This window comes from Collinsella sp. SGI.178, from assembly GCF_050313495.1.
Taxonomy (GTDB): Bacteria; Actinomycetota; Coriobacteriia; order Coriobacteriales; family Coriobacteriaceae; genus Collinsella.
This window is the reverse complement of record NZ_JBNPLM010000030.1, coordinates 1-20,300: the sequence shown is the minus strand read 5'-3', so window position 1 is coordinate 20,300 and position 20,300 is coordinate 1. Positions and strand designations below refer to the sequence as shown.

The 20,300-nt window shown below is 61.4% G+C and carries 19 protein-coding genes, 1 other RNA gene and 1 pseudogene; 10 read left to right on the top strand and 11 right to left on the bottom strand.

Translation table 11 applies throughout. The features are described 5' to 3' along the window. Positions 1 to 29: 29 nt before the first annotated feature. Together ACQRAQ_RS07995 and ACQRAQ_RS07990 are read right to left on the bottom strand one after the other, a co-directional pair. Complete coding sequence (locus tag ACQRAQ_RS07995; RefSeq protein ID WP_427794485.1) at positions 30 to 509, bottom strand: MogA/MoaB family molybdenum cofactor biosynthesis protein; 480 nt, start codon at positions 507 to 509, stop codon at positions 30 to 32. 10 nt (positions 510 to 519) lie between these two features. Next, on the bottom strand, positions 520 to 1,782 hold the full coding sequence (locus ACQRAQ_RS07990; RefSeq protein ID WP_427794484.1) for a molybdopterin molybdotransferase MoeA: 1,263 nt from the start codon (positions 1,780 to 1,782) through the stop codon (positions 520 to 522). 210 nt (positions 1,783 to 1,992) lie between these two features. Here ACQRAQ_RS07990 and ACQRAQ_RS07985 point away from each other — a divergent pair, with 210 nt between their 5' ends. After that, a complete protein-coding gene (locus ACQRAQ_RS07985; RefSeq protein WP_427794483.1) occupies positions 1,993 to 3,414 on the top strand; it encodes a chloride channel protein in 1,422 nt (473 codons plus the stop codon). A gap of 87 nt (positions 3,415 to 3,501) precedes the next feature. Beyond that, positions 3,502 to 4,464, top strand: a complete 963-nt coding sequence (locus ACQRAQ_RS07980) for a diacylglycerol/lipid kinase family protein (protein WP_427794482.1) — start codon at positions 3,502 to 3,504, stop codon at positions 4,462 to 4,464. 87 nt (positions 4,465 to 4,551) lie between these two features. On the opposite strand, the gene ACQRAQ_RS07975 is transcribed toward ACQRAQ_RS07980, so the two are convergent. From ACQRAQ_RS07975 to ACQRAQ_RS07965, 3 genes are all read right to left on the bottom strand, one after another. Then, positions 4,552 to 4,917 (bottom strand): peptide chain release factor family protein, encoded by a 366-nt coding sequence (locus tag ACQRAQ_RS07975; protein WP_154515584.1) that lies wholly within the window; start codon positions 4,915 to 4,917, stop codon positions 4,552 to 4,554. Positions 4,918 to 5,015: 98 nt separating this feature from the next. Beyond that, positions 5,016 to 5,594 carry a xanthine phosphoribosyltransferase gene (locus tag ACQRAQ_RS07970; protein WP_427727567.1) on the bottom strand — a complete coding sequence of 193 codons (579 nt, stop codon included), beginning with the start codon at positions 5,592 to 5,594 and terminating at the stop codon, positions 5,016 to 5,018. A gap of 487 nt (positions 5,595 to 6,081) precedes the next feature. Next, positions 6,082 to 7,365, bottom strand: coding sequence for an O-acetylhomoserine aminocarboxypropyltransferase/cysteine synthase family protein (locus tag ACQRAQ_RS07965; RefSeq protein WP_427719685.1), 1,284 nt, complete (start codon positions 7,363 to 7,365; stop codon positions 6,082 to 6,084). Positions 7,366 to 7,594: 229 nt separating this feature from the next. Between ACQRAQ_RS07965 and ACQRAQ_RS07960 the strand changes: the two genes are divergently transcribed. Beyond that, positions 7,595 to 8,041: a C-GCAxxG-C-C family protein gene (locus ACQRAQ_RS07960; protein WP_427747760.1), complete on the top strand. Its 447-nt coding sequence runs from the start codon at positions 7,595 to 7,597 to the stop codon at positions 8,039 to 8,041. Between the two features lie 67 nt (positions 8,042 to 8,108). Here the strand turns inward: ACQRAQ_RS07960 and ACQRAQ_RS07955 are convergent, their stop codons facing one another. The 3 genes from ACQRAQ_RS07955 to rpsA all read right to left on the bottom strand — a co-directional run bounded on the left by ACQRAQ_RS07955 (position 8,109) and on the right by rpsA (position 10,972). Beyond that, entirely contained in the window at positions 8,109 to 8,747 is a 639-nt protein-coding gene (locus ACQRAQ_RS07955) for a YigZ family protein (protein WP_427794481.1), read from the bottom strand. 355 nt (positions 8,748 to 9,102) lie between these two features. Continuing rightward, positions 9,103 to 9,464, bottom strand: an RNA gene (rnpB, locus tag ACQRAQ_RS07950) — RNase P RNA component class A. 341 nt (positions 9,465 to 9,805) lie between these two features. After that, positions 9,806 to 10,972: a 30S ribosomal protein S1 gene (rpsA, locus tag ACQRAQ_RS07945; RefSeq protein WP_154515317.1), complete on the bottom strand. Its 1,167-nt coding sequence runs from the start codon at positions 10,970 to 10,972 to the stop codon at positions 9,806 to 9,808. A 313-nt stretch (positions 10,973 to 11,285) separates the two neighbouring features. On the opposite strand from rpsA, the gene ACQRAQ_RS07940 reads away from it, so the two are divergent. Beyond that, the gene (locus ACQRAQ_RS07940) at positions 11,286 to 12,044 is read left to right on the top strand and encodes an HAD family hydrolase (protein WP_427794480.1); all 759 of its coding nucleotides are present in this window, start codon (positions 11,286 to 11,288) and stop codon (positions 12,042 to 12,044) included. Positions 12,045 to 12,131: 87 nt separating this feature from the next. On the opposite strand, the gene ACQRAQ_RS07935 is transcribed toward ACQRAQ_RS07940, so the two are convergent. Next, positions 12,132 to 12,521, bottom strand: coding sequence for a hypothetical protein (locus tag ACQRAQ_RS07935; RefSeq protein WP_427794479.1), 390 nt, complete (start codon positions 12,519 to 12,521; stop codon positions 12,132 to 12,134). Positions 12,522 to 12,819: 298 nt separating this feature from the next. Between ACQRAQ_RS07935 and trpS the strand changes: the two are divergent. The 3 genes and pseudogenes from trpS (at position 12,820) to ACQRAQ_RS07920 (ending at position 15,085) form a co-directional block, all read left to right on the top strand. Next, a pseudogene (gene trpS / locus ACQRAQ_RS07930) lies at positions 12,820 to 13,869 on the top strand (tryptophan--tRNA ligase). A 1-nt stretch (position 13,870) separates the two neighbouring features. Further along, a complete protein-coding gene (locus ACQRAQ_RS07925) occupies positions 13,871 to 14,701 on the top strand; it encodes an HAD-IIB family hydrolase (RefSeq protein ID WP_427719690.1) in 831 nt (276 codons plus the stop codon). 51 nt (positions 14,702 to 14,752) lie between these two features. Next, on the top strand, positions 14,753 to 15,085 hold the full coding sequence (locus ACQRAQ_RS07920; protein WP_427794478.1) for an MGMT family protein: 333 nt from the start codon (positions 14,753 to 14,755) through the stop codon (positions 15,083 to 15,085). 192 nt (positions 15,086 to 15,277) lie between these two features. Here the strand turns inward: ACQRAQ_RS07920 and ACQRAQ_RS07915 are convergent, their stop codons facing one another. Both ACQRAQ_RS07915 and ACQRAQ_RS07910 read right to left on the bottom strand, forming a co-directional pair. Continuing rightward, a complete protein-coding gene (locus ACQRAQ_RS07915) occupies positions 15,278 to 16,234 on the bottom strand; it encodes a hypothetical protein (protein ID WP_427794477.1) in 957 nt (318 codons plus the stop codon). Between the two features lie 257 nt (positions 16,235 to 16,491). Next, the gene (locus ACQRAQ_RS07910; protein ID WP_117799207.1) at positions 16,492 to 17,742 is read right to left on the bottom strand and encodes an MFS transporter; all 1,251 of its coding nucleotides are present in this window, start codon (positions 17,740 to 17,742) and stop codon (positions 16,492 to 16,494) included. A 394-nt stretch (positions 17,743 to 18,136) separates the two neighbouring features. On the opposite strand from ACQRAQ_RS07910, the gene ACQRAQ_RS07905 reads away from it, so the two are divergent. From ACQRAQ_RS07905 to ACQRAQ_RS07895, 3 genes are all read left to right on the top strand, one after another. Continuing rightward, entirely contained in the window at positions 18,137 to 19,156 is a 1,020-nt protein-coding gene (locus tag ACQRAQ_RS07905; protein ID WP_427794476.1) for an SPFH domain-containing protein, read from the top strand. A 63-nt stretch (positions 19,157 to 19,219) separates the two neighbouring features. After that, positions 19,220 to 19,411 (top strand): Arc family DNA binding domain-containing protein, encoded by a 192-nt coding sequence (locus tag ACQRAQ_RS07900; RefSeq protein ID WP_117743601.1) that lies wholly within the window; start codon positions 19,220 to 19,222, stop codon positions 19,409 to 19,411. A 294-nt stretch (positions 19,412 to 19,705) separates the two neighbouring features. Beyond that, positions 19,706 to 19,882, top strand: coding sequence for a helix-turn-helix transcriptional regulator (locus ACQRAQ_RS07895; RefSeq protein ID WP_427794475.1), 177 nt, complete (start codon positions 19,706 to 19,708; stop codon positions 19,880 to 19,882). Positions 19,883 to 20,300: the final 418 nt, after the last annotated feature.

The window sequence follows — 20,300 nt, the reverse complement described above, 5'->3', positions numbered from 1 at the left end:
GTAAGGTCACTCCGCCGCAGGTAATGCGCTTATTTGGCGTGCCCGCCGCCCGCGGTCATTTGAGCTGCGTGCTCCAGCTGGTCGCTCACAGCCTCCCAGCTTTCGCGGGCCGCTTTCGTTGATCCCGGAAAGTTGATGACAAGCGTATGCCCACGCTGCATGCACACGGCGCGCGAAAGCATAGCGCGGCGCGTCTTGGTCATGGAGTACGCACGGATTGCCTCTGCAATGCCCGGTACATCGCGGTCGCAGACGGCACGCGTCGCCTCGGGCGTCACGTCGCGCATCGAAAGGCCCGTGCCGCCGCAGGTGAGCACGACATTGGCGTGGCACTCATCGGCCGCTTCCACAATGGCATCACCGATCTCGCTGACGTCGTCGCGCACGACCACATGTGAGGCGACCGTCCAGCCCTGCGCCGCGATGAGTTCCTCGAGCGCAGCACCCGCCTCGTCCTGGGCAAGATCGCGCGTATCCGAGCACGTCACAATCGATATCTTCAGCTCCATAGCATTCCTCCTATAGCACCGTGCCCTCAGGCAAGTCGACACGCACGACATCCACGACGTCGCCTGCCCTGAGGTCACACGGGCCTTCGTCAATACGCAGCAGGCAGTTGGCCCGCTGCATCGTGCCGAGCAACGCCGAATTCTGCGTCTTGGCCTCGGTCACCAACAGCTCACCGGTCTCGGGGTCGCGCAAAACCGTGGCACGATCGAAGAAGCGGCGATACTGTCGCTTCTTCACGCCGTGTGTGAGCTTCGCCTGCTGCACGGGACGCACGCCCTCGGCAAAGCCGCGCATCTTGCGGATCGCCGGGCGGGCGAGCATCTCAAAGCCCACATACGCCGCCGCGGGATTGCCCGAAAGCCCGAGGTAGGGCTTACCTGCGAGCAAGCCAAACGTGATGGCCTTGCCGGGACGCATCGAGATGCGGTCGAACAGCACCTCGCCCTCGCGCCGAACGAGCGCCGTCACATAGTCGTAATCACCCGCAGAGGCGCCACCACTCGTAATGACAAAATCGCACTCCTGCGCGGCGCGATGCACCAGCTCGGCAATCGCCCGCTCATCATCGGGCGCAATGCCGTAGAACACGGGCTCGGCTCCTGCATCGAGCGCCTCGGCCATCAACGCCGACGAGTTGGAGTCGCGAATCTGCCCGCGCGCCGGCACGTTACTCGGTGCGACCAGTTCCGTCCCCAGCGAGATAATGCCCACGCGCGGCGCGGCATGCACCTTCACGCTCGCATACCCGGCGCTCGCCAGCAAGCCGGCGCCCGCCGGAGCCACAACCTCTCCAGCGTACATCACGACGTCGCCAGTATGCGCTTCCTCAGCAGCCGATCGAACGTTCTCCCCCACCTTGGCCGGCGCCGAGAATCTCACACGCGAACCCTCGTTGCCGTCACCGTCGAGCACATCGACGATCTCGTACTTCACCACGGCATCGGCACCTTCGGGCACCGGCGCGCCCGTCATGATACGAACCGTGTCGCCCGCGCCGATTGCGCCCTCAAACACATGGCCCGCCGCCTCGTGCCCCACGACAGAAAGCGTCACGGGCGCATCGGTGGACGCTTTGGCGAGGTCGACGGCGCGTACGGCATATCCGTCCATAGCGCTGTTGGCAAACGGCGAAATGTCGATATCGGCCACCGCGTCCTCGGCCAAGGGAAGACCGGCGGCCTGCCACACGGGAATCTCGACGAGATCGGTCGGAGCAACGTGCGACAGAACAATCGACTGCGCGTCCTCCAGCGGAATGAGTTTCTCTGCCATATGCACCTCTTAATGCCACAGCGCACAACAGGGGCGCCAATTCTTTATGCTTTTCTCAGTATAATCCCCTGCCGCACGACGGCGAAACGACCCACGTTCTCGAATACATCTGTCGGCCGCAAGCCGCGAAACAGAACCGAAACCAACCTGCCGGTTTGTCACGTTTGGCACGTTCTATAATGCTCGTGTTGCAACCTAAAAGAGGAACGTATGGCTTTTACCGACAAACCCGAAAGCGCAAACGAGGCACAGGATCATTCCCAGCCGCTCGACGACGGCGGCTTTTTCTCCCTGAACGACGTCATCATGGCAGGCAGGCAACAGCTCACCCGCTCCGAGCATCTCTTGGCTGCCGACACGCGCCGCAATGCCCACAACCTACTCGCGAGCGCTAAGTTGCTCGTGCTCGTCGTCATCGTCTCGCTCGCCATGGGCGTTGCCGCTTGGGCGTTTTTGGCCTCGTTGAATATCGCGACCGACTATCGCGAGCACCATACGTGGATCTACGCCATGCTTCCCGTTGTGGGCGTTGCCACCGCATGGGTGTACAAAAACCACGGTCTTGCCGCCAAACGCGGTAACAACCTGGTCATCGACTCCGCTCTGGGTACACGCCTCATCCATATGCGCATGGCCGTCCTCACCTTCGTCTGCTCCACGCTCACGCACCTAACGGGCGGATCGGCCGGTCGCGAGGGGGCCGCGGTGCAGATTGGCGGCACCATCGCCAGCAACATCTCAAGCCTCGCCCACCTCAAAAAGCATGACCACCACGACCTCATGCTCGCCGGCATCTCGTCGGCCTTTGGCGCCGTATTCGGCTCGCCCCTTGCCGGAGCTTTCTTTGGCATGGAGATGTGCTTTATCGGCAAGATCGACTACACCGCAGGGATCTACTGCCTGGTCGCCTCGTTTACCGGCTACTTTACATCACTCGCCCTGGGTACCGAGTACGAAGCGAATGCCATCGCCAGCGTTCCCGCCATGACGCCCAAAACGGTCGTTATCGTTGTTATCAGCGCCATTATCTTCGGTCTGACGGCACGCCTCTTTGCCTGGTCGGTTCGAACCGTCAAGAGCCTGTACGGTCGCTTTATCACCAATTACCTCGTTCGCGCCCTTATAGGCGCACTCGTGGTTTTGGCTGTCTATGCTCTCCTCGACGCCTGGGACTACGCCGGCCTTTCCACGTGGCTTTCGGGCGCCGGGTTTGCCGGCAACACCACCCTCGCCGACGCCGCCATCAAGCTCGTCGTAACGGCACTCACCCTGGGTGCCGGTTTCCAAGGCGGCGAGGTCACGCCCCTGTTTGGCATCGGTGCGGCACTCGGTGGTTGGATCGGTTGCCTTACCGGGCTCGACCCCAGTTTTCTGGCGGCTCTCGGCATGCTCGGCGTGTTCTGTGCCGGCCTTAACGTGCCCATCACCACCTGCATGATGGCCATCGACCTGTTCCACGGCACGGCCGCCGGGTTCTTTGTCATCGTGGCCTTTATCAGCTATCTCGCCGGCGGACACCGCGGCGTGTACCCTGCCCAGCGCATCATCTCACCCAAGCGCCGTTCGCTTATAGTGGATGAGGGCGGTACGGTAGCGGATGCTATCGAGCGCCACAACGACCTGATAGAGTAGACGTAAGTATTCGCCGTGCAGCCACAATCGGGGGGCAATTCGACCCGAGCGCGACCGCACCGTCACGCCATATGCCGGGAGTCGCCCATGCACGCAACTGATTTTGGTCGCACGCTCATCATCGCCAACCCCGCCGCCCAATCGGGTGCGGCGCGCGAAGTTGCCGAGCGCCTGCAACGCTTTTTGGACATGACTGCACGCGCATCCCAGTTTGACCTGGTATTGACCGAGCGTATGGGGCACGCCAAGGAGCTGGCCGCACAGGCTCAGGGCTATCGCACCGTTATCGCCCTTGGCGGCGACGGCGTGATCCACGAGGTCGTCAACGGGCTTATGGCACAAAAGGAGGACCCCCGCCCCGCTCTTGCCATCCTACCCGTGGGTTCCGGCAACGATTTTGCCCAAACGCTCGGTATAGAAGATTTCTCCGGCAAGGATTTTGCCGCGCTGCTCACCTGCGAGCTGCAGCGTCAGGACATCGGTCGCATTCGCTCATGGAACCCCGCAAGCGGTAGCGGCGAGGCTACCGTTGAGTACTACGACCAGACGCTCTCCGTCGGTATTGACGCCGCCATCGGCCTGGGCACCACCGAGCTGCGCAAAAAAACGGGCCTCACCGGCGCTCCGCTCTACACCCTCTCGGGACTTGAACAGTTTGGCCTGCGCTATCGCAACTACCCCATGACAGTCAGCTTTGACGGCGCGCCCGCCGAGCGCGTGAGGGCGATCATCATGGCGATTCAGCTGGGCCCCACCTATGGCTCGGGCTATCGTATCTGTCCCGACGCCGACCCGTGTGACGGCATGCTCGACGTTTGCTACGCCTGCGGCCCCGTTCCGCGCGCGGTCGCGCTTCCCATGTTCCTTTCGGCCAAGGACGGCCACCATACCAAGTTGCCGCCGGTTTGCATACGCCGCTGCCGCCATGCCGAGCTCACCTTTGAGGAGCCCGACTACCCCATTCAGGCCGACGGCGAACCTGTTATCGCCTCGCGCATCGAAGTCGACATCCTACCCGGCGCCCTCCAAGTCTGGCGTCCAACCCGCTAACCACCCCTATGTTGCGGTGAAATAGGGACTGTTTATGCAGGTAAAGCCGCAAAACAGCCCCTATTTCACCGCAACTTATCGAGAAGATCACTCCTCCCCGCCCGGCTTGCGGCGGTTGGCCTTTTTAATGGCGTTGAAGTGCTTGTCATTAAGTCTGCGCTGGCGAGAGCGCTGAGGCACCTTGGTCTTTACGCGTCGACGCGGTGGACGCCCGCGACGCTCAAGCTCAGCGCGCAGCTTACGTAAACAGCAGCTACGATTTTGGAACTGACTGCGACTCTCGCGCGCCGTCACGGTAATCCCCGTAGGGATATGTTTCATGCGCACCGCCGAGTCCGTCGTGTTCACGCCTTGCCCGCCCGGACCCGTCGCGCGAAACACCTGCACCTCGCAATCGCGCGCCAGCTCCTCGACCGACATCTCGGCATAGCGCGCATACTCACGCCATCCCATCGTGTTCTCATCCATATCAACACCTCCCCTCATACAAAAAATGTGACAAAGGGACACCCCCTTTGTCACATCGCATACCAATCGCTTGTGTTGCGCGCTTAGGCGAAGGTGATCTCGCCGTTCTCGCAGTCCATATCGGCGATACGGGCCAGGCTCTCAACACGGAAGCCGCGCTCGCGGAGCTTATCGCCACCGCCCTGGAAGCCCTTCTCCACCGCAATGCCAATGCCGGACACCTCGGCACCCGCAGCCTCGCAGATCTTGATAAGACCCTCGAGCGCGCATCCGTTGGCCAGGAAGTCGTCGATAATCAGGACCTTGTCGCCCTCGGACAGGAAGCGCTTGCCAACGATGACCGGGTACTCCTTCTGCTTGGTAAAGGAATAGATGGTCGTGGCATACTGCTCGCCGTCGAGGTTGATGGACTGCGCCTTCTTGGCAAAGACCACCGGCACGCCGCCAAAATGCTGGGCTGCGATGCAGGCCATGCCAATGCCCGAAGCCTCGATCGTAAGGATCTTGTTAATCTCGACATCCTCGAACAGACGGGCCCACTCGGCGCCCATGTGGTCAAACAGTTCAACGTCGCACTGATGGTTGAGGAAAGCATCAACCTTAAGGACATTACCAGCCTTTACGATGCCGTCATGGCGAATACGGTCCTCAAGCTCCTGCATGGCGCAACCCCTTCTCGCGGCAACGATACCGCGCGATTAATAAACGTTGCTCGATAGTCTACCACGGACCGACCCCCGCCCGCCCTACAAGCCGCATCGCACCACAAAGCCGCATCGCACCGCAAAGCCGCAAGCAGATACACCGAGCTTACCAGCTGAATGCGATCGAGGCCCACGCCCAGCTCCTTTTGCATCACGGGCAGCGCCACGGTCACGACGGTCGAATCCAGACACACCATAAACGTCATGATGAGCACCGTAAACAGAATCGCCCATTTGTTCTTGCCATGGGTGTCCCCCTCAACAGCTATGTGTTCGTGGCGCAGTTGCTCTGCGGTTTCTCCATATCCATCCTTTCGAGTGGCGCAACACAAAAACGGGGCCCCAATCGCCTGCAAACAGTCGCGATTGGGGCCCCGCCTACGGTATCGGAGCTAAAGGTCGCCGAAGCTTTCTGCCGGCATCGGCGCCTTGCACGAACGCTAGCCTAGCACTGCTCGAGCGCCTGCTCAAGGTCGGCAATCAGATCGGCCGTGTCCTCGAGGCCGCACGACAGGCGCACCATGTCGGCGGAGATGCCACAGGCGATAAGCTCCTCATCGTTCATCTGGCGGTGCGTGGCGTTAGCGGGGTGCAGGCAGCAAGTGCGGGCGTCGGCCACATGCGTGGCGATCTGAGCGAGCTTGAGGCTCTTCATAAAGGTCTCGGCCGCCGCGCGACCACCGTTAAAGCCAAAGCTCACAACGCCGCAGGTACCGTTGGGCATGTACTTTTGAGCTAGGTCATAGTACTTGTCGCCCTCCAGACCCGGATAGCTCACGAAGCGCACCTTGGGATGGCTCTGCAGGAACTTGGCAACAGCCAGGCCGTTCTCGCAATGACGCGGCATGCGCACATGCAGGCTCTCGAGCGAGCTGTTCAGGAAAAACGCCGCCTGCGGGTTCTGCATGGGGCCGAGGTCGCGCATGAGCTGAGCGGTTGCCTTGGTAATGAAGGCGCCCTCGCGACCGAACTTCTCGGCATAGGTCACGCCGTGGTAGCTCTCATCGGGCGTGGTGAGACCCGGGAACTTGTCCGCATGGGCCATCCAATCAAACTGGCCGTGGTCGACGATCACGCCGCCCAGGCAGGCCCCATGTCCATCCATGTACTTGGTGGTGGAGTGCGTAACGATATCGGCGCCCCACTCAAAGGGACGGCACATCACGGGCGTCGGGAAGGTGTTGTCGACCATCAGCGGCACGCCGTGGTCATGCGCGGCCTTGGCAAAGCGCTCAATATCGAGCACGGCAAGGGCGGGGTTGGCGATCGTCTCGCCAAAGACGAGCTTGGTATTGGGCTCAAAGGCTGCCTCGAGCTCCTCATCGGTGCAATCGGGGGCAACGAACGTGCAGGTAACGCCCATACGACCCATGGTATGGGCAAGCAGGTTGTAGGTACCGCCGTAGATGGCCGAGCTTGCGACCACATGATCGCCGGCGCCGGCCACGTTAAAGATTGCGAGGAAGTTCGCAGCCATGCCCGAGCTCGTGAGCATCGCAGCGGTGCCGCCCTCCATCTCGCAGATCTTGGCGGCAACCAGATCGCACGTAGGGTTCTGCAGACGGCTGTAGAAATAGCCAGACTCCTCCAGGTCAAACAGCTTGCCCATGTGCTCGGACGTGTCATACTTCCACGTGGTGGACTGGTAGATGGGCACCTGGCGCGGCTCCGCATCTCCCGGGTGATAGCCGCCCTGAACACATGTAGTACCGATGGTCTGCTCGCTCATATCTAGCTCCCTTGCCTGGGTTACATTTTTATCCGGTTCACGATACCGCTACCCCGCACCCCTCTCAACCCATCCCCAAGGTAGGTTATGAGACAAATCAACCGGGGGCATTTATCGCAGATCTTGGCATTTATCGATAGATAAAAATGAGGCATACATGAGGCTTTCGATGAACAAATGCATCGGCAAGGGTACCATAGGCGAGTACACCGTTACCGAGGAGACAACGATGAAGCAAATCGATACTGCCCAGCTCGACATCACCGCCTGTCAGGCTCAGGCTGCCGAATACCACGCCCGTGGCTTTAACTGCGCACAGGCCGTCGCCTGCACGCTCGCACCCTCCGTCGGGCTCGACCCCCAGACCGCCTTTATCCTCACCGAGGGCTTTGGCGCCGGCATGGGCGGCATGACCGAGACCTGCGGCGCTATCTCGGGCGCCGTGGCCATCATGGGCTTTGTAATGAGCGACGGCATGGATAACCCCAAGACCAAGGGCCAGACTTACAAGCTGTCGCGCGAAATCGCCAAGCGTTTTAAAACGAAAAACACGACGACCGTCTGCGGCACGCTCAAGGGCATCGGATCGGACAATGGTCCGCTCCGCAGCTGCCCCGGCTGCATCGACGACGCCATCGAGATCGCCTGCGATGTGCTAAAGCAGTTCGCCGAGTAAACGGCGGCAACAGAAAACGACGGCCGGCGTGCTTGGGATTCATCCAAAAGCACGCCGGCCGTCGCCGTTAGAACTCGGCAAATTTGGGAGCGCCGACCTCAAGCTCCTCGCGCCCCGCCATAAGCTCGCGCATCTTAGCGCAAAACGGCTCCTGCTCCCCCGCCTTAAACACCAAATGAATCGTCACGGCATCCGCGTAATCGGTATCCGAAACCTTGGCACCCGAATCCTGCGCCAAACGAAGCACCTGCTCATACTGCGGATAGGCCACGTGCACGTCAACAGGCACGACGCTCGTCATCTCAACGACCTGCCCTGCCTCCTGAGCAGCTGCCACCGCCGCCTGCGTCGCCGCGGTATAGGCGCGCACCAAGCCACCGGGCCCCAACAGCGTGCCGCCAAAATAGCGCGTCACCACGCAGCAAACATTTTTGAGCCCAGCGCCGCGCAACACCTCGAGCGTCGGCATGCCGCTCGTGCGGCTCGGCTCACCATCATCACTCTGACGCTCGCGTCCATCGACCAAAATCCACGCGGGAACATTGTGTCGAGCGTCGTAATGACGCTTGCGAACCATCTCGATGAAGGCATTCGCCTCATCCTCGGATTCAATATGGACCAGCTGGGCAATAAACCGGCTCTTGCGATCCACAAACTCGCCAGAAGCCTCAATATTCGATCGCAGAGTAAAGTAGCTGTCCAACAAAGCCCCTCAACAAAACTAAGCGCGGCAACAAACAGCCTCAATAATACGGCAAAGACAGCACCGTTGTCCTCGCCAACAAGAGCGAAAACGCCAATGATGCCGTCACCAACAGCGAGAACCCGTCAGCGCGAGCAAGGTGCCTTGAAAGACGAGATTGCAACAGAAATGAGGCTGCCGATGACCAGGCAAAAACAGCGAGATGCCAAGAACGGAACCGCCGATGATTCCGTCAACGAAAGCGAGAACCCGTCAGCGCGAGCAAGGTGCCTTGAAAGACGAGGGCATTGACCTTATGGTCATGCCCGAAGGCTTGAAAGGCAGATTGTCGCGCTGACGGGTTCGCAGCGTCAACAAAGTGCCGAGTGGGCCTATAAGCCGGGTTCTGTCGTGAACGGTCATTTATCTTGTCTGCACGTTACCGTGCAGCTCCACGCACGCTACCCGAACGCGGACCGGGCCGGCCCATAGCGTTCCTATTCGCGCTTGCTCCGGATGGGGCTTGCCAAGCCGCCGTGTTGCCACGACGCTGGTGGTCTCTTACACCACCGTTTCAGCTTTTCCCTTTACGCCTTGCGGCGCAGGTGGGAGTCTTCTTTTCTGCGGCGCTTTCCGTCGGATCACTCCGCCCGGCCGTTAGCCGGCATCCCGCCCTCTGGAGCCCGGACTTTCCTCACGCGTGCTGCAAGCAGCACATCGCGCGACCGTCTGGCCCACTCAGCAGTGCAAGAGTGTAACACACCGTTGCCGCAGGCAAAGGCACAACACAAGCCTTCGACACGATATACCAAGAACCATGCCATACGGTACAATAGGGTCGTCGATGGGCAACGTCGCCAGTCGAGACGCGACCGCGCTCCGCACCCCTCCGTCTACTCGGTGCGTTCCCGCCTCCTCCCCGAGGCGGGATGTCGGCATTTTCATGCACCGACAACCCAATAGCCTGTGAACAGCCCGGACAGCGTTGCGCACGAGTAGCATTGCGCACCTCACCGGCAAACGCAAAAAGGGACCCGTCCATTGCGGACGGATCCCTTAAAGCAAGTGATCGTCAAACCGATTTACTCGGCGTCGGTCTCCTCGTCCTTCTTCTCGGAAGGCAGCGGGGTAACCTCGATCTCGACGCCCAGAGTCTCAGCAGCGGACTTCATAGACAGGGAGATACGACGACGGTCGAGGTCGATCTCCATGACCTTGACCTGAACCTTGTCGCCCACGTGGGTGACCTGAGAAGGCTGGTCGACGTGCTTGTTGGCCATCTCGGAGATGTGCACCAGGCCCTCGATGCCCTCGCCCAGATCGACGAAAGCGCCAAACGGGACAAGCTTGGTCACAGTGCCCTCGACGATAGCGCCGACGGGGTACTTCTTGACCAGTGCGCGCCACGGATCCTCGGTGGTCTGCTTGAGACCCAGGGAGATGCGCTCGCGGTTGAGATCGACGTCGAGAACCTCGACCTCGACCTCCTGGCCGACCTTGACAACCTCGGAAGGATGGTTGACGTGGTTCCAGGAGAGCTCGGAGATGTGGATGAGACCGTCGATACCGCCGAGGTCGACGAAGGCGCCGAAGTCGACGATGGAGGAAACGGTGCCCTGGAGACGCATGCCAGACTTAAGCTTGGACAGGATCTCGGAACGCTCGGCCTTACGGGACTCCTCAAGCACGACGCGACGGGAGAGAACGACGTTGTTGCGGTTGCGGTCCATCTCGATGACGCGGGCCTCGATGCGGGTGCCCATGTAGGAGGTGAGGTCCTTGACGCGACGGAGGTCGACGAGGGAAGCGGGCAGGAAGCCACGCAGGCCGATGTCGAGAATCAGGCCGCCCTTGACAACCTCGATAACCTCGCCCTCGACGTTCTCGCCGGAGTTGAACTTCTCCTCGATGCGGTTCCAAGCACGCTCGTACTCGGCACGCTTCTTGGAAAGGACCAGACGACCGTCCTTGTCCTCCTTCTGGAGAACCAGGGCCTCGATGGAATCACCGAGTGCAACGATGTCTGCAGGGTTAGCGTCCTTGCGGATGGACAGCTCGCGGACCGGGATAACGCCCTCGGACTTGAATCCGATGTCAACGAGCACCTCGTCATGCTCGATCTTAACGACAGTACCGTTAACGAGATCGCCCTCATCAAAGTCGGTAATCGTACCGTCGATGAGGTTGTTCATCTCCTCCTCGTTGACATCGTCAAGAGAGAAAATGGACGAGTTCTGAATCTCACTCAAAGGTGGACCCCTTTCGAACTACGGGGCCCCGATTGCTAGGACCTACAGAAGGGTGCGACAAGCACACAACGTTTAGGAACACTCGGGAGCCGACAGATACTAATGTGACGCTTATGCAATCACGTTCGTATAGGTTACGTGGAAATCACTTCGATTTCAAGCGTGAACTGCGATTTTTTACTCGTATGGAGACTTTTTCGCAATCTTGTGAACGACCGTCTCCATAAGTTGACGATAAGCAGTTGAGTATACGGCTTTGGGGTAAAGTATCCGGAGCCCACGTTCTAAACGATTTTTCGAGAAAGGTGCCCGCGTGCTCAAAGCAGTCGTTTTCGATATGGACGAGACGCTTCTCAGCATCAATCTCAACGCGTTTATCCTTCGCTATTTTAAGGATGTCTCGTCAATGCTCGCGGATATCGGACGATGCAGCCGCGGTGGTACGATGGCACGCCTCGGCACCATCCTGATCGACCTCAACGCCAATCGCCGCAGCAGCACGGACAATCGCACCAATCTTAAGTTTTACCAGACCGAGATCGAGCGCCGGTGCGGCATTTGCCTCTCGGACCCACTTATCTACGAGGCGTTTACCTACTACGATCACGAAGTTCTGCCGTACAAGAACGATGACATGATCAACGCAAAAGCCATGCCGGGTGCGCACGCCGCGCTTCAAGCCGTACAGGACGCGGGGCTGCGCTGCGCGCTCTTCACCAACCCCAGCTTTCCCCAAGGGGCCATCGAGTGCCGCATGGGCTGGGGCGAGCTGACAGACGCGCCCTTCGAGCTCGTAACGCACATGGGCAACGCCACGCGCTGCAAGCCCGATGCCACATATTATCTAGAGCAGCTGCAGGTCATGGGGCTCGAGCCGCACGAGGTCCTTATGGTGGGCAACGATCCCAAGCGCGATTTCCCCAGCCCCGCCTGCGGCATTCAAACCGCCTATGTGGGCCAAGGAAAGCCCGGCCGAGCCACCTGGCGTGGAACCATGGAAGACTTCGCCCGCGACTTTAACGCCGTAGTAGAAGCCTTCTACGAGCACCAAATAGCCGACGAACTAAGCTAGTCCCCAAATCAGGAATGGGGCGCACGTTTGCCCCACGCTTCGTTACGTGGGCAACGGCTTGAGGGCAAGATGCGATGCCCCAGTGTCCTAGGCCGTGATCATTTTGACGCGTTCGCCGATTTTGGAGTCGCGCCTGTCGGAAATAACAGTAAAGCCCTCCAGGTCGCACACCTTTACATTTGAAAACACGTGGAACTTGGAGCTATCGGCGAGTACGTAACTCGCCTGGGAATTCTGCATCACGATACGTTTTTTGATAGCCTCGGGATAACCTGGCGTCATGATACCGCGGTCCTCGTCCACCGCGTTGACACCTATAAACGCCCGGTCAAAGTACAGCTCGCACAGCGCGCTCTCAACCATAGGACCGGTGAGCGAGCAGGTAACGGGGTTGAAGTCGCCGCCAATTACCACCACCTTAGCAGCAAGCTCGCCCGTAAACCGACATGCATAGCCGTTGGTGGTGTAGATAGTCACCGGCTTGTCGACGAGCAGGCTCAGGAGCGCCGTCGCGGTGGTACCGGAGTCGACAGCGAGATGAGACCGTCACGCCCGAAGACCCCGCTTTCGCCGCCGAGGAGCGCGCGGCGCACGTGGCCCATGAGGAGCGGCTCGAGCATATCGAGGGGCTCCTTCCCAAGAAGGGAAACGGCCCTGCGGGACGACACGGCGAAAACCATCGTTGATTCCGGCAAGAGACGCCGTTTCTCTGGTAGCTTCATCTTCAACCAAGACCGACAATGCCGGCCAGGCACTCAACCCAAAAGGAGACAGCATGCCCAACGAGCTCAGCTATGAGGTCAGCCTCGAGCGCAGCAACCAGATCCGCGCCGACCTGCCGCAGCACCCCGAGAAGTTCACCATGCTCACCGGCGACCGCCCCACCGGCCGTCTGCACCTGGGCCACTACTTCGGTACCCTCAAGGGCCGTGTTGAGCTGCAGAACATGGGCGCCAAGACCAACGTGCTCATCGCCGACTACCAGGTCATCACCGACCGCGACAGCACCGACAACATCTAGGACAACGTCTACAGCATGGTCATCGACTACCTGGCCTGCGGCCTGGACCCCGACAAGACGATGATCTACACGCACTCCGCCGTGCCCGCGGCAAACCAGCTCATGCTGCCGTTCTTGTCGCTCGTCTCCGAGGCCCTGCTGCAGCGCAACCCCATCGTCAAGGCCGAGATGGAGGCCAGCGGCCATGAGCTCACCGGCCTTTTGCTCACCTACCCCGTGCACCAGGCGTGCGACATCCTGTTCTGCAAGGGCAACGTGGTGCCGGTCGGGCGCGACCAGCTGCCGCACATCGAGCTCACCCGCACCATCGCACGCAAGTTCAACAACCGCTACGGCAAGGTGTTCCCCGAGATCGACGCGCTGCTGTCCGATACGCCGCTGCTGCCCGGCCTTGACGGGCGCAAGATGAGCAAGTCCTACGGCAACGCCATCAACATCTCCATGACCGCCGAGGAGACGGCCAAGCGCATCAAGAAGAGCCAGACCGACGGCGAGCGCATGATCACGTTCGACCCCGAAGCCCGTCCCGGTGTGTCCGGCCTGCTCTCCACCGCCGCCATCTGCACCGGCCGCTCCGAGGTCGAGATCGCCGAGGAGATCGGCATGGGCGGCGCAGGCGCGCTCAAGAAGTACGTCACCGAGAGCGTGAACGAGCACTTCGCCCCCATCCGCGCGCGCCGCGAGGAGCTCGTGCAGGATATGGACTACGTCAAGGACGTCCTGCACGAGGGCAACCGCCGCGCTAACGAGGTCGCCGAGGCCACGCTCGCCGAGGTGCGCGAGGCCATGGGCATGGTGTACTAGCATGTACCGCCTTGTTGCAAGCGATATGGACGAGACCTTTCTCGACTCCAATCACGCCATCCCCGAGGCGAACATCCGCGCGCTCAAGCGCATGAAGGAGCTGGGGGTTCTGTTCGTCCCCTCAAGCGGGCGCTGGTACTCGTCCATCATGCACAATTTCGCGGCCGTCGATGCGTCGCTGCTCGAAGGCGGATACGTTCTGTCGTACAACGGCGGGTTTATCAACCGCGTGGGCGACCCCTGCCCGCTCACCACCTGCGGACTCTCGCGCGACTGTGCCGAGCAGCTCTATCAAAAGGGCCTTGAGCTGGGGCTTAGCATGCACATCAACGTCGCCGACGGACACGTCTTCGTGCCCGATGCGGACGACGACGAGCGTGCGTACCTCACCTCGATCAGCGGCGTGACGCATATCTCGAGCGCAGACCACCCCGACCTGTCCTTCCTGGATGGGCGCGACATCGTGAAGATCCTGTTTGTGAACAGGAACTTTGACGCGCTGCAGAAGCTCGGGGGCGATCTTGAGCCCCTGGCGCAGCGCCTTGGCGTCGAGATCACGTTCTCCTCGAAGCGCTACCTCGAGTTCATGCCCGCAGGCGTGAACAAGGGAGTCGGCCTGATGCGCCTGGCCGAGATGCTCGGTATCCCCATGAGCGAGGTCATCGCGGTGGGTGACTCCGCCAACGACCTCTCCATGATCCAGGCCGCCGGACTCGGCGTGGGCGTGGCGAACGTCACCGACGACGTGCGCCCCCACTGCGACGGCGCGCTCGAGACCACGGGCATGGACGGCGCGTTTGAGGAGCTTGTCGAGAGGTATTTGGAGGCGTAGCGCGTCCGCTGCTCGCGGGCGCGCCGATACCCGCGCACTGAAAGGTTTGTGATGGCTGATAGCAACCGCGAGGGCTTCTTCGGGAGCGTCTACGAGATGGTCGCACAGGTTCCCGCGGGCATGGTCGCCACCTACGGGCAGATCGCCAAGCTCGTCGGCGAGCCCAGGCGAGCCCGTTACGTGAGATATGCCCTGCACGTCAACCCTCAACCGGGCGTCATCCCCTGCCATCGCATCGTGTTTGCCGACGGCCGCCTCGCGGAGGGGTTCGCCTTCGGTGGGCCCGAGGCGCAGCGCACACTGCTCGAGGACGAAGGCGTTGCCTTCCTCGCCAACGGACATGTCGACCTGCAGGCCTCTCGCTGGCCAGCGGGCCTGGTATGACAAGGGGCGCCGACAGCGCCCCTTCCCGTTTTGGATCCTTGGCAGGCAACCCAATCAAACGGTCGCCTCGAGTGCGTCCCCCGCGCGGTCGAGTGTGTTTCTGACCTTGGCACCCTGTTTGAACCACGTGCGCAGGTCCTCGAGCGTGCTGCCCGCTTGCATACACCTTGATTTTGCGACCACCCCTCGTGGTCACCGTGCAGCGGTCGCCGCTCTCGCTGTTCTCGTGCGCCGTGATCTTCTTGAGGTAATCGCGGCGAAACGCCACGACGCGGGCGTTGCTGATCTCGATGAACCAATCGTCATCGACAAGCGAAGTACCCGTGGCACCTCGGCTTGCCATCTCCTCGGAGAAGGAGAAACCGAGCGCGCGCTCCTGCCTGCCGATCTCGAGGATGCCGCGGGCCGGCATGCCGAGCATGAGCAGGGGCAGGAACCCCCTATGAACAGGAACAGGAACGGGATGAGCACGAGCAGGCGCGCACCCTCGTCGGTGAAGACCGCCATGAAGGCGAGGACGAGCGAGAAGACGAGGGCCATGCCGTTGAAAACAATCGTCAACGGCTTGATGGCAGACCAACACAGGCCCGCCTTGGTCATGGGACCGTCGACGGCGTCCGAGACTTCGATGCCCTCTTCCTCCAGACGGGCGAGGAGGTTGAGCGAGCACACCCCCTCGAGGCTTATCGAGCAGAACTTCCGGTCGCCCTCGAACAGGTCGATCCTCATCATCTGCGCGTGAAGCGTTGCACGGGTGATGTTGCCAAACGTCGTCTCCTTGCGGATGCCGAAGGCGTTACGCGAGAGAATGCGCCCACCGTCCACGTCGATACGCGGGATGCTCAGCAAGGCCCAGATAGCCATACCCGCGAGCGCCATGGCATGACCGAACCACACAAGTTCGTGGTCCCACTCGCCCAGCGAGACGCCCTGCCAGACGTAGACACCCAGCATGAGCAGTTCGAACGCGACGGCGCAGCAGGCGATGATCGTGCGGATGGCTGCGGGCATGCGCACCGTGAAGCAATCGAGGCTGTCCGTTGCCTCGCTGCGCTCGCGCGCGCCGCGGCGGGCGACCCATGCAGTGAGCGGGCCGACGATGAACATGGTCATACCGACGCGCAGAATGGATTCGAGCAGATTACTCATAGGGGCCACCGCCTCGGGCTCTGGAGATTAACTGCAGGAAACGCTGCCAGAACGATGGGATGCGCACAACGTAAGGAGCCGCGTATCGGCAAGCGGCGGCATCGCAATCGCCCGGCGAACAGATGATGATCGGCGCCGGGCCAGACGAATTAAACAAAAGGGTGGTCGACGGCGCCCTCGCAGGCGCACCGTCGACCACCCTTCACGTCGCAGCGACCCTACGAGCCGTCCGAAACGAAACGCACTCCGCCAGAGCGCTACCCAATCTTGCGGATGCTCGGGATCGCCCAGGTGATGCCTGCTAGGATCACCATTGCAGCACCGATGAGCACGAAACACGCGCTTACGCCGATGGCGTCCGCGAACAAGGTCGATGCGACGAGCCCCACGGGCATGGCCCAGCTGCAGACCGCTCCGTACAGGCCGAAGACGCGGCCCATGCACTCGGGATCGACGCGCTCCTGCATGAGCGCCATCTGCGGCGCGCTGTACAGCGGACTCGAGACCCCCATCGCGAACGTAAGCCCCAGAAACACAACGAGCGCGGAAGGGGGCACGAGGCCGCCCGCGAGCGTGCCCGCTCCGAAGAGGCCGATGGCCAGCGTGCACGAAAGAGCGCGGTTCTTAAGGCCACCCGTCGCCCCGATCCAGCCGCTCGCCGCGATCATGCCGACCGAGAACGCGATCTCCGCGATAGCCGACTGCGTAGTGGTGCCCCCAAAATGGTCGAACACCATGAGCGGGAACAGCGCGGATATGGGCGAGAACAGGACCGAGAAGGCGAAGCCGATCCAGAGCATGGCGAACAGACCGTGATGGCGTTTGAGCTCGCGGTACCCGTTGGCCGTCTCCAATAGGAAGGCCCGCACCGCGCGGTGCGACGCCTCGGCGTTCTCCTCGGGCGTATGGCGCTCGGGCGCCGGCGTCTTGATGCCGGAGGTCGCCACCGCGATGCTCGCGAGCACCGCCCCGGCGACATCGAGCGCGATCATGAAAGTCAGACCAAACGCCGGGTAGACCGCCGCGGCGATGGCGTTGCCGATGATATAGCTACCCGACTGCATGAACTGCAGCATGCCCGCCAGCTTGCCGAGCACCTCGGGCGGGGCGATGAGCGGTGTGAGCGCGTTGAAGGCGGGCGTATGGAGCGTGCTGCCCAGCGCACGGACGAACAGCACCGCCGCCACAACGGCGACAGAAAGGTCGCCCCGAAGCGAGCCGAAGACAAGCGTGAGGCTCACGGCCGCGATGAAGAGATCGGCGCCGATCATGAGACGCTTGATGGACGTGCGGTCCACGATGGTGCCCGCGAAGGCGCCGAGGAGCGCCATGGGCAAGAAGGCCGCCAGGCTCACGAACGACAGGGCGCTCGCGGAGCCGGTGGTGAGGGTGACGTGCCAGATGAGACCCATCTGCAGAATGGAGCTCGTGAGCACGGAGAAGAACTCGCCGATCCAGACGATGGCGAGCGAGCGCTTCCAAGAAGCGCAGGGATTCGGTTGTGTCATGGAATAATCCTTTGATGCGATCGGTGGTATGCAGCGAAGTACCGGTCGCTCACGCGACCGTGGCTAGAGCCAAATCCTCATGGAAACAAGCATGGTGCAGCTCCCCTTTCCAAATCTAGAGGTAAACCTTCAGCCGTGAGTGGAGCTATTATAGGGACTTGCGAGCCAAGATGCAACAGGAAGACCTCTACGGAGCGTAGATGCCGGGCGCCCCGAACCACTTATGCCATGAGAGACGGCATCCGATTCTCCTTGACTTGGTCTCAATGTGATATCACAATGCAATCAGCAGTCGCACGGACTGCTCGGGGACTCGCCTCCTCCCCATCGCAATCTGGAGCGCGGCGCCGGGGACGTCACGCAAACGCCGGCGCAGTCGTGAAAGGAACTCACAATGAGCGTGGAAAAGCAACTCAAGGCCAAGTCGGGCTACGGCATGCTCGTCGCCGTGGCGGTGGCGCTCATCGCCATCATCGGCCTCTTTATCTGGAGCACCATCGGGCTCGCGAGCACGCCCGACGGCGTCGACGCGCCCGCAGTCTACGGATGGGGGCTCGGCCTCAGCATCCTCGCGTTTTGCCTGTGGTTCATCCCACTCAACGGATTCTTCTCGCTGCAGCCCGGCCAGGCGCGCGTGTGCATCCTGTTCGGCAAGTACGTGGGCACCGTCCGCGACGAGGGCTTCTTCTGGGCCAACCCGTTCTTTAGCAAGAGCATGGGCGGATCGGCCGGGATCGGCGAGATGATCGAGCTCGAGATGAGCGATTCCAAGGCCGCCAAGGCCGCGGCGCAGAAGGCCGCCAAGGGCAACCCCACCACCATCTCCACCCGCGTGCGCACCCTGAATGGCGAGCGCCTGAAGGTCAACGACAAAATGGGCAACCCCATCGAGATCGCAACCGTCGTGGTGTGGCACGTCGCCGATACCGCCAAGGCGCTCTTCGACGTCGACGACTACCAGAGCTATGTCGCCATGCAGGCCGAGACGGCGCTGCGCCACGTGGCGAGCGTGTACGCCTACGACCACCTGGAGGACGAGTCCGATGCCGCCGGCGCCATCACGCTGCGCGCCAATGTGGAAGAGGTCTCCGAAGCCCTGCGCCGCGAGCTCGCGATGCGCCTGGCGCCCGCCGGCGTCGAGGTCGACGATGCACGTCTCACGCACCTCGCCTACTCCCCCGAGATCGCCCAGGCGATGCTGCGCCGCCAGCAGGCCGAGGCCGTCATCGCCGCACGCAAGAAGATCGTCGAGGGCGCGGTCTCCATGGTCGACATGGCCGTGAAGGAGATGGCCGCCGGCGGCACCATCGAGCTGGACGACGAGCGTAAGGCGCAGATGGCCAGCAACCTCATGGTGGTGCTCTGCGGTGAATCCGAGGCGCACCCGGTGCTCAACGCAGGCTCGCGGTACTAACCCCAACACCAATGAGTAATTTGGGACGGGTGCAGAATTGCACATTCGACAAGAAGGCACGTCATGGCACGCAAGCAGTATCCACTCCGTATAGACCCCGCTATCTGGGAGGCCGTCCAACGCTGGGCGGACGATGAGATGCGCAGCGCCAACGGTCAGGTGGAATGGATCTTGCGAGACGCCCTCAAACGCGCGGGAAGGCTGCCGAAGAAAGAGCCCTCGTCCAAGGACGCACCCAAAGGCGAGGAGGGCTAAGCTGGAAGACAGGGCTCGGCCGCTGCCGACGTCGGGACAAAGCCGCGCCCCGCGCCGCGGTCGAGGCAGAGCTGAGCCCCGCCGCTCCAAAGTCGAGCCGAACGGCGGGGCCAACACCAACCCAAAGCAAGCTCGCCCCCTCTATACGCACCAACCGGTCCCCGGAGGCATCCGCCTTTGGGGACCGTTCTTTTCCCAGCTAGATGTCGTATATAAAGCCTTTTGACAGCTCGATTTTGCCCCGTGGGGGTCAAATATAAAGACCTTTGATGGTACGATGCTCGCGTCAATGACATGGTGGCTCTCGACAGGGGTCACCCCGACCCTCTAGGGAGCAAACGCATGGAGCTGGGCTCGCACATCAAGGAGCATCGCACGGAGCTCGGACTGTCCCAAGACGATCTGGCGGAGCGCATCTACGTGTCGCGCCAGACCATCAGCAACTGGGAGTGCGGGGGTTCACTTAGATAAAGATACCACATCAATCCCACGCTGACTTTTGCTCAACCGATACAGCCGGAGGGCTGGATAACAAGAAAAGGCGGTATGCGCCCCGTGGAGGGGTAGCGTACCGCCTTTTCTTGTGGGGGTTTCCAAAGGGGGCAACGCCCCCATTTGGCACACGACTTTGCGAAGCAAAGTGTAGTGTGTTATACGCTCTGTCGGCGTTGCCGTGAAAATGCCGTTGCCGCCGGGGAGGGCAAGGGCATTTGAAGCGGCAGGAAAACAGGGCTGTGCTTGCGTGGCGTAGAGCCGTAAGCACAGGTCTGGTTTCAACAGCAGACTGGGCGTATATGAAAGCCCCCGTCCCTCGTCCTACGCTCCGACTTGTGGACAAAGTGTCCCGAAGTTGTGGCTACACTCCCGGAAAAGTAACAGGACAGCGGGC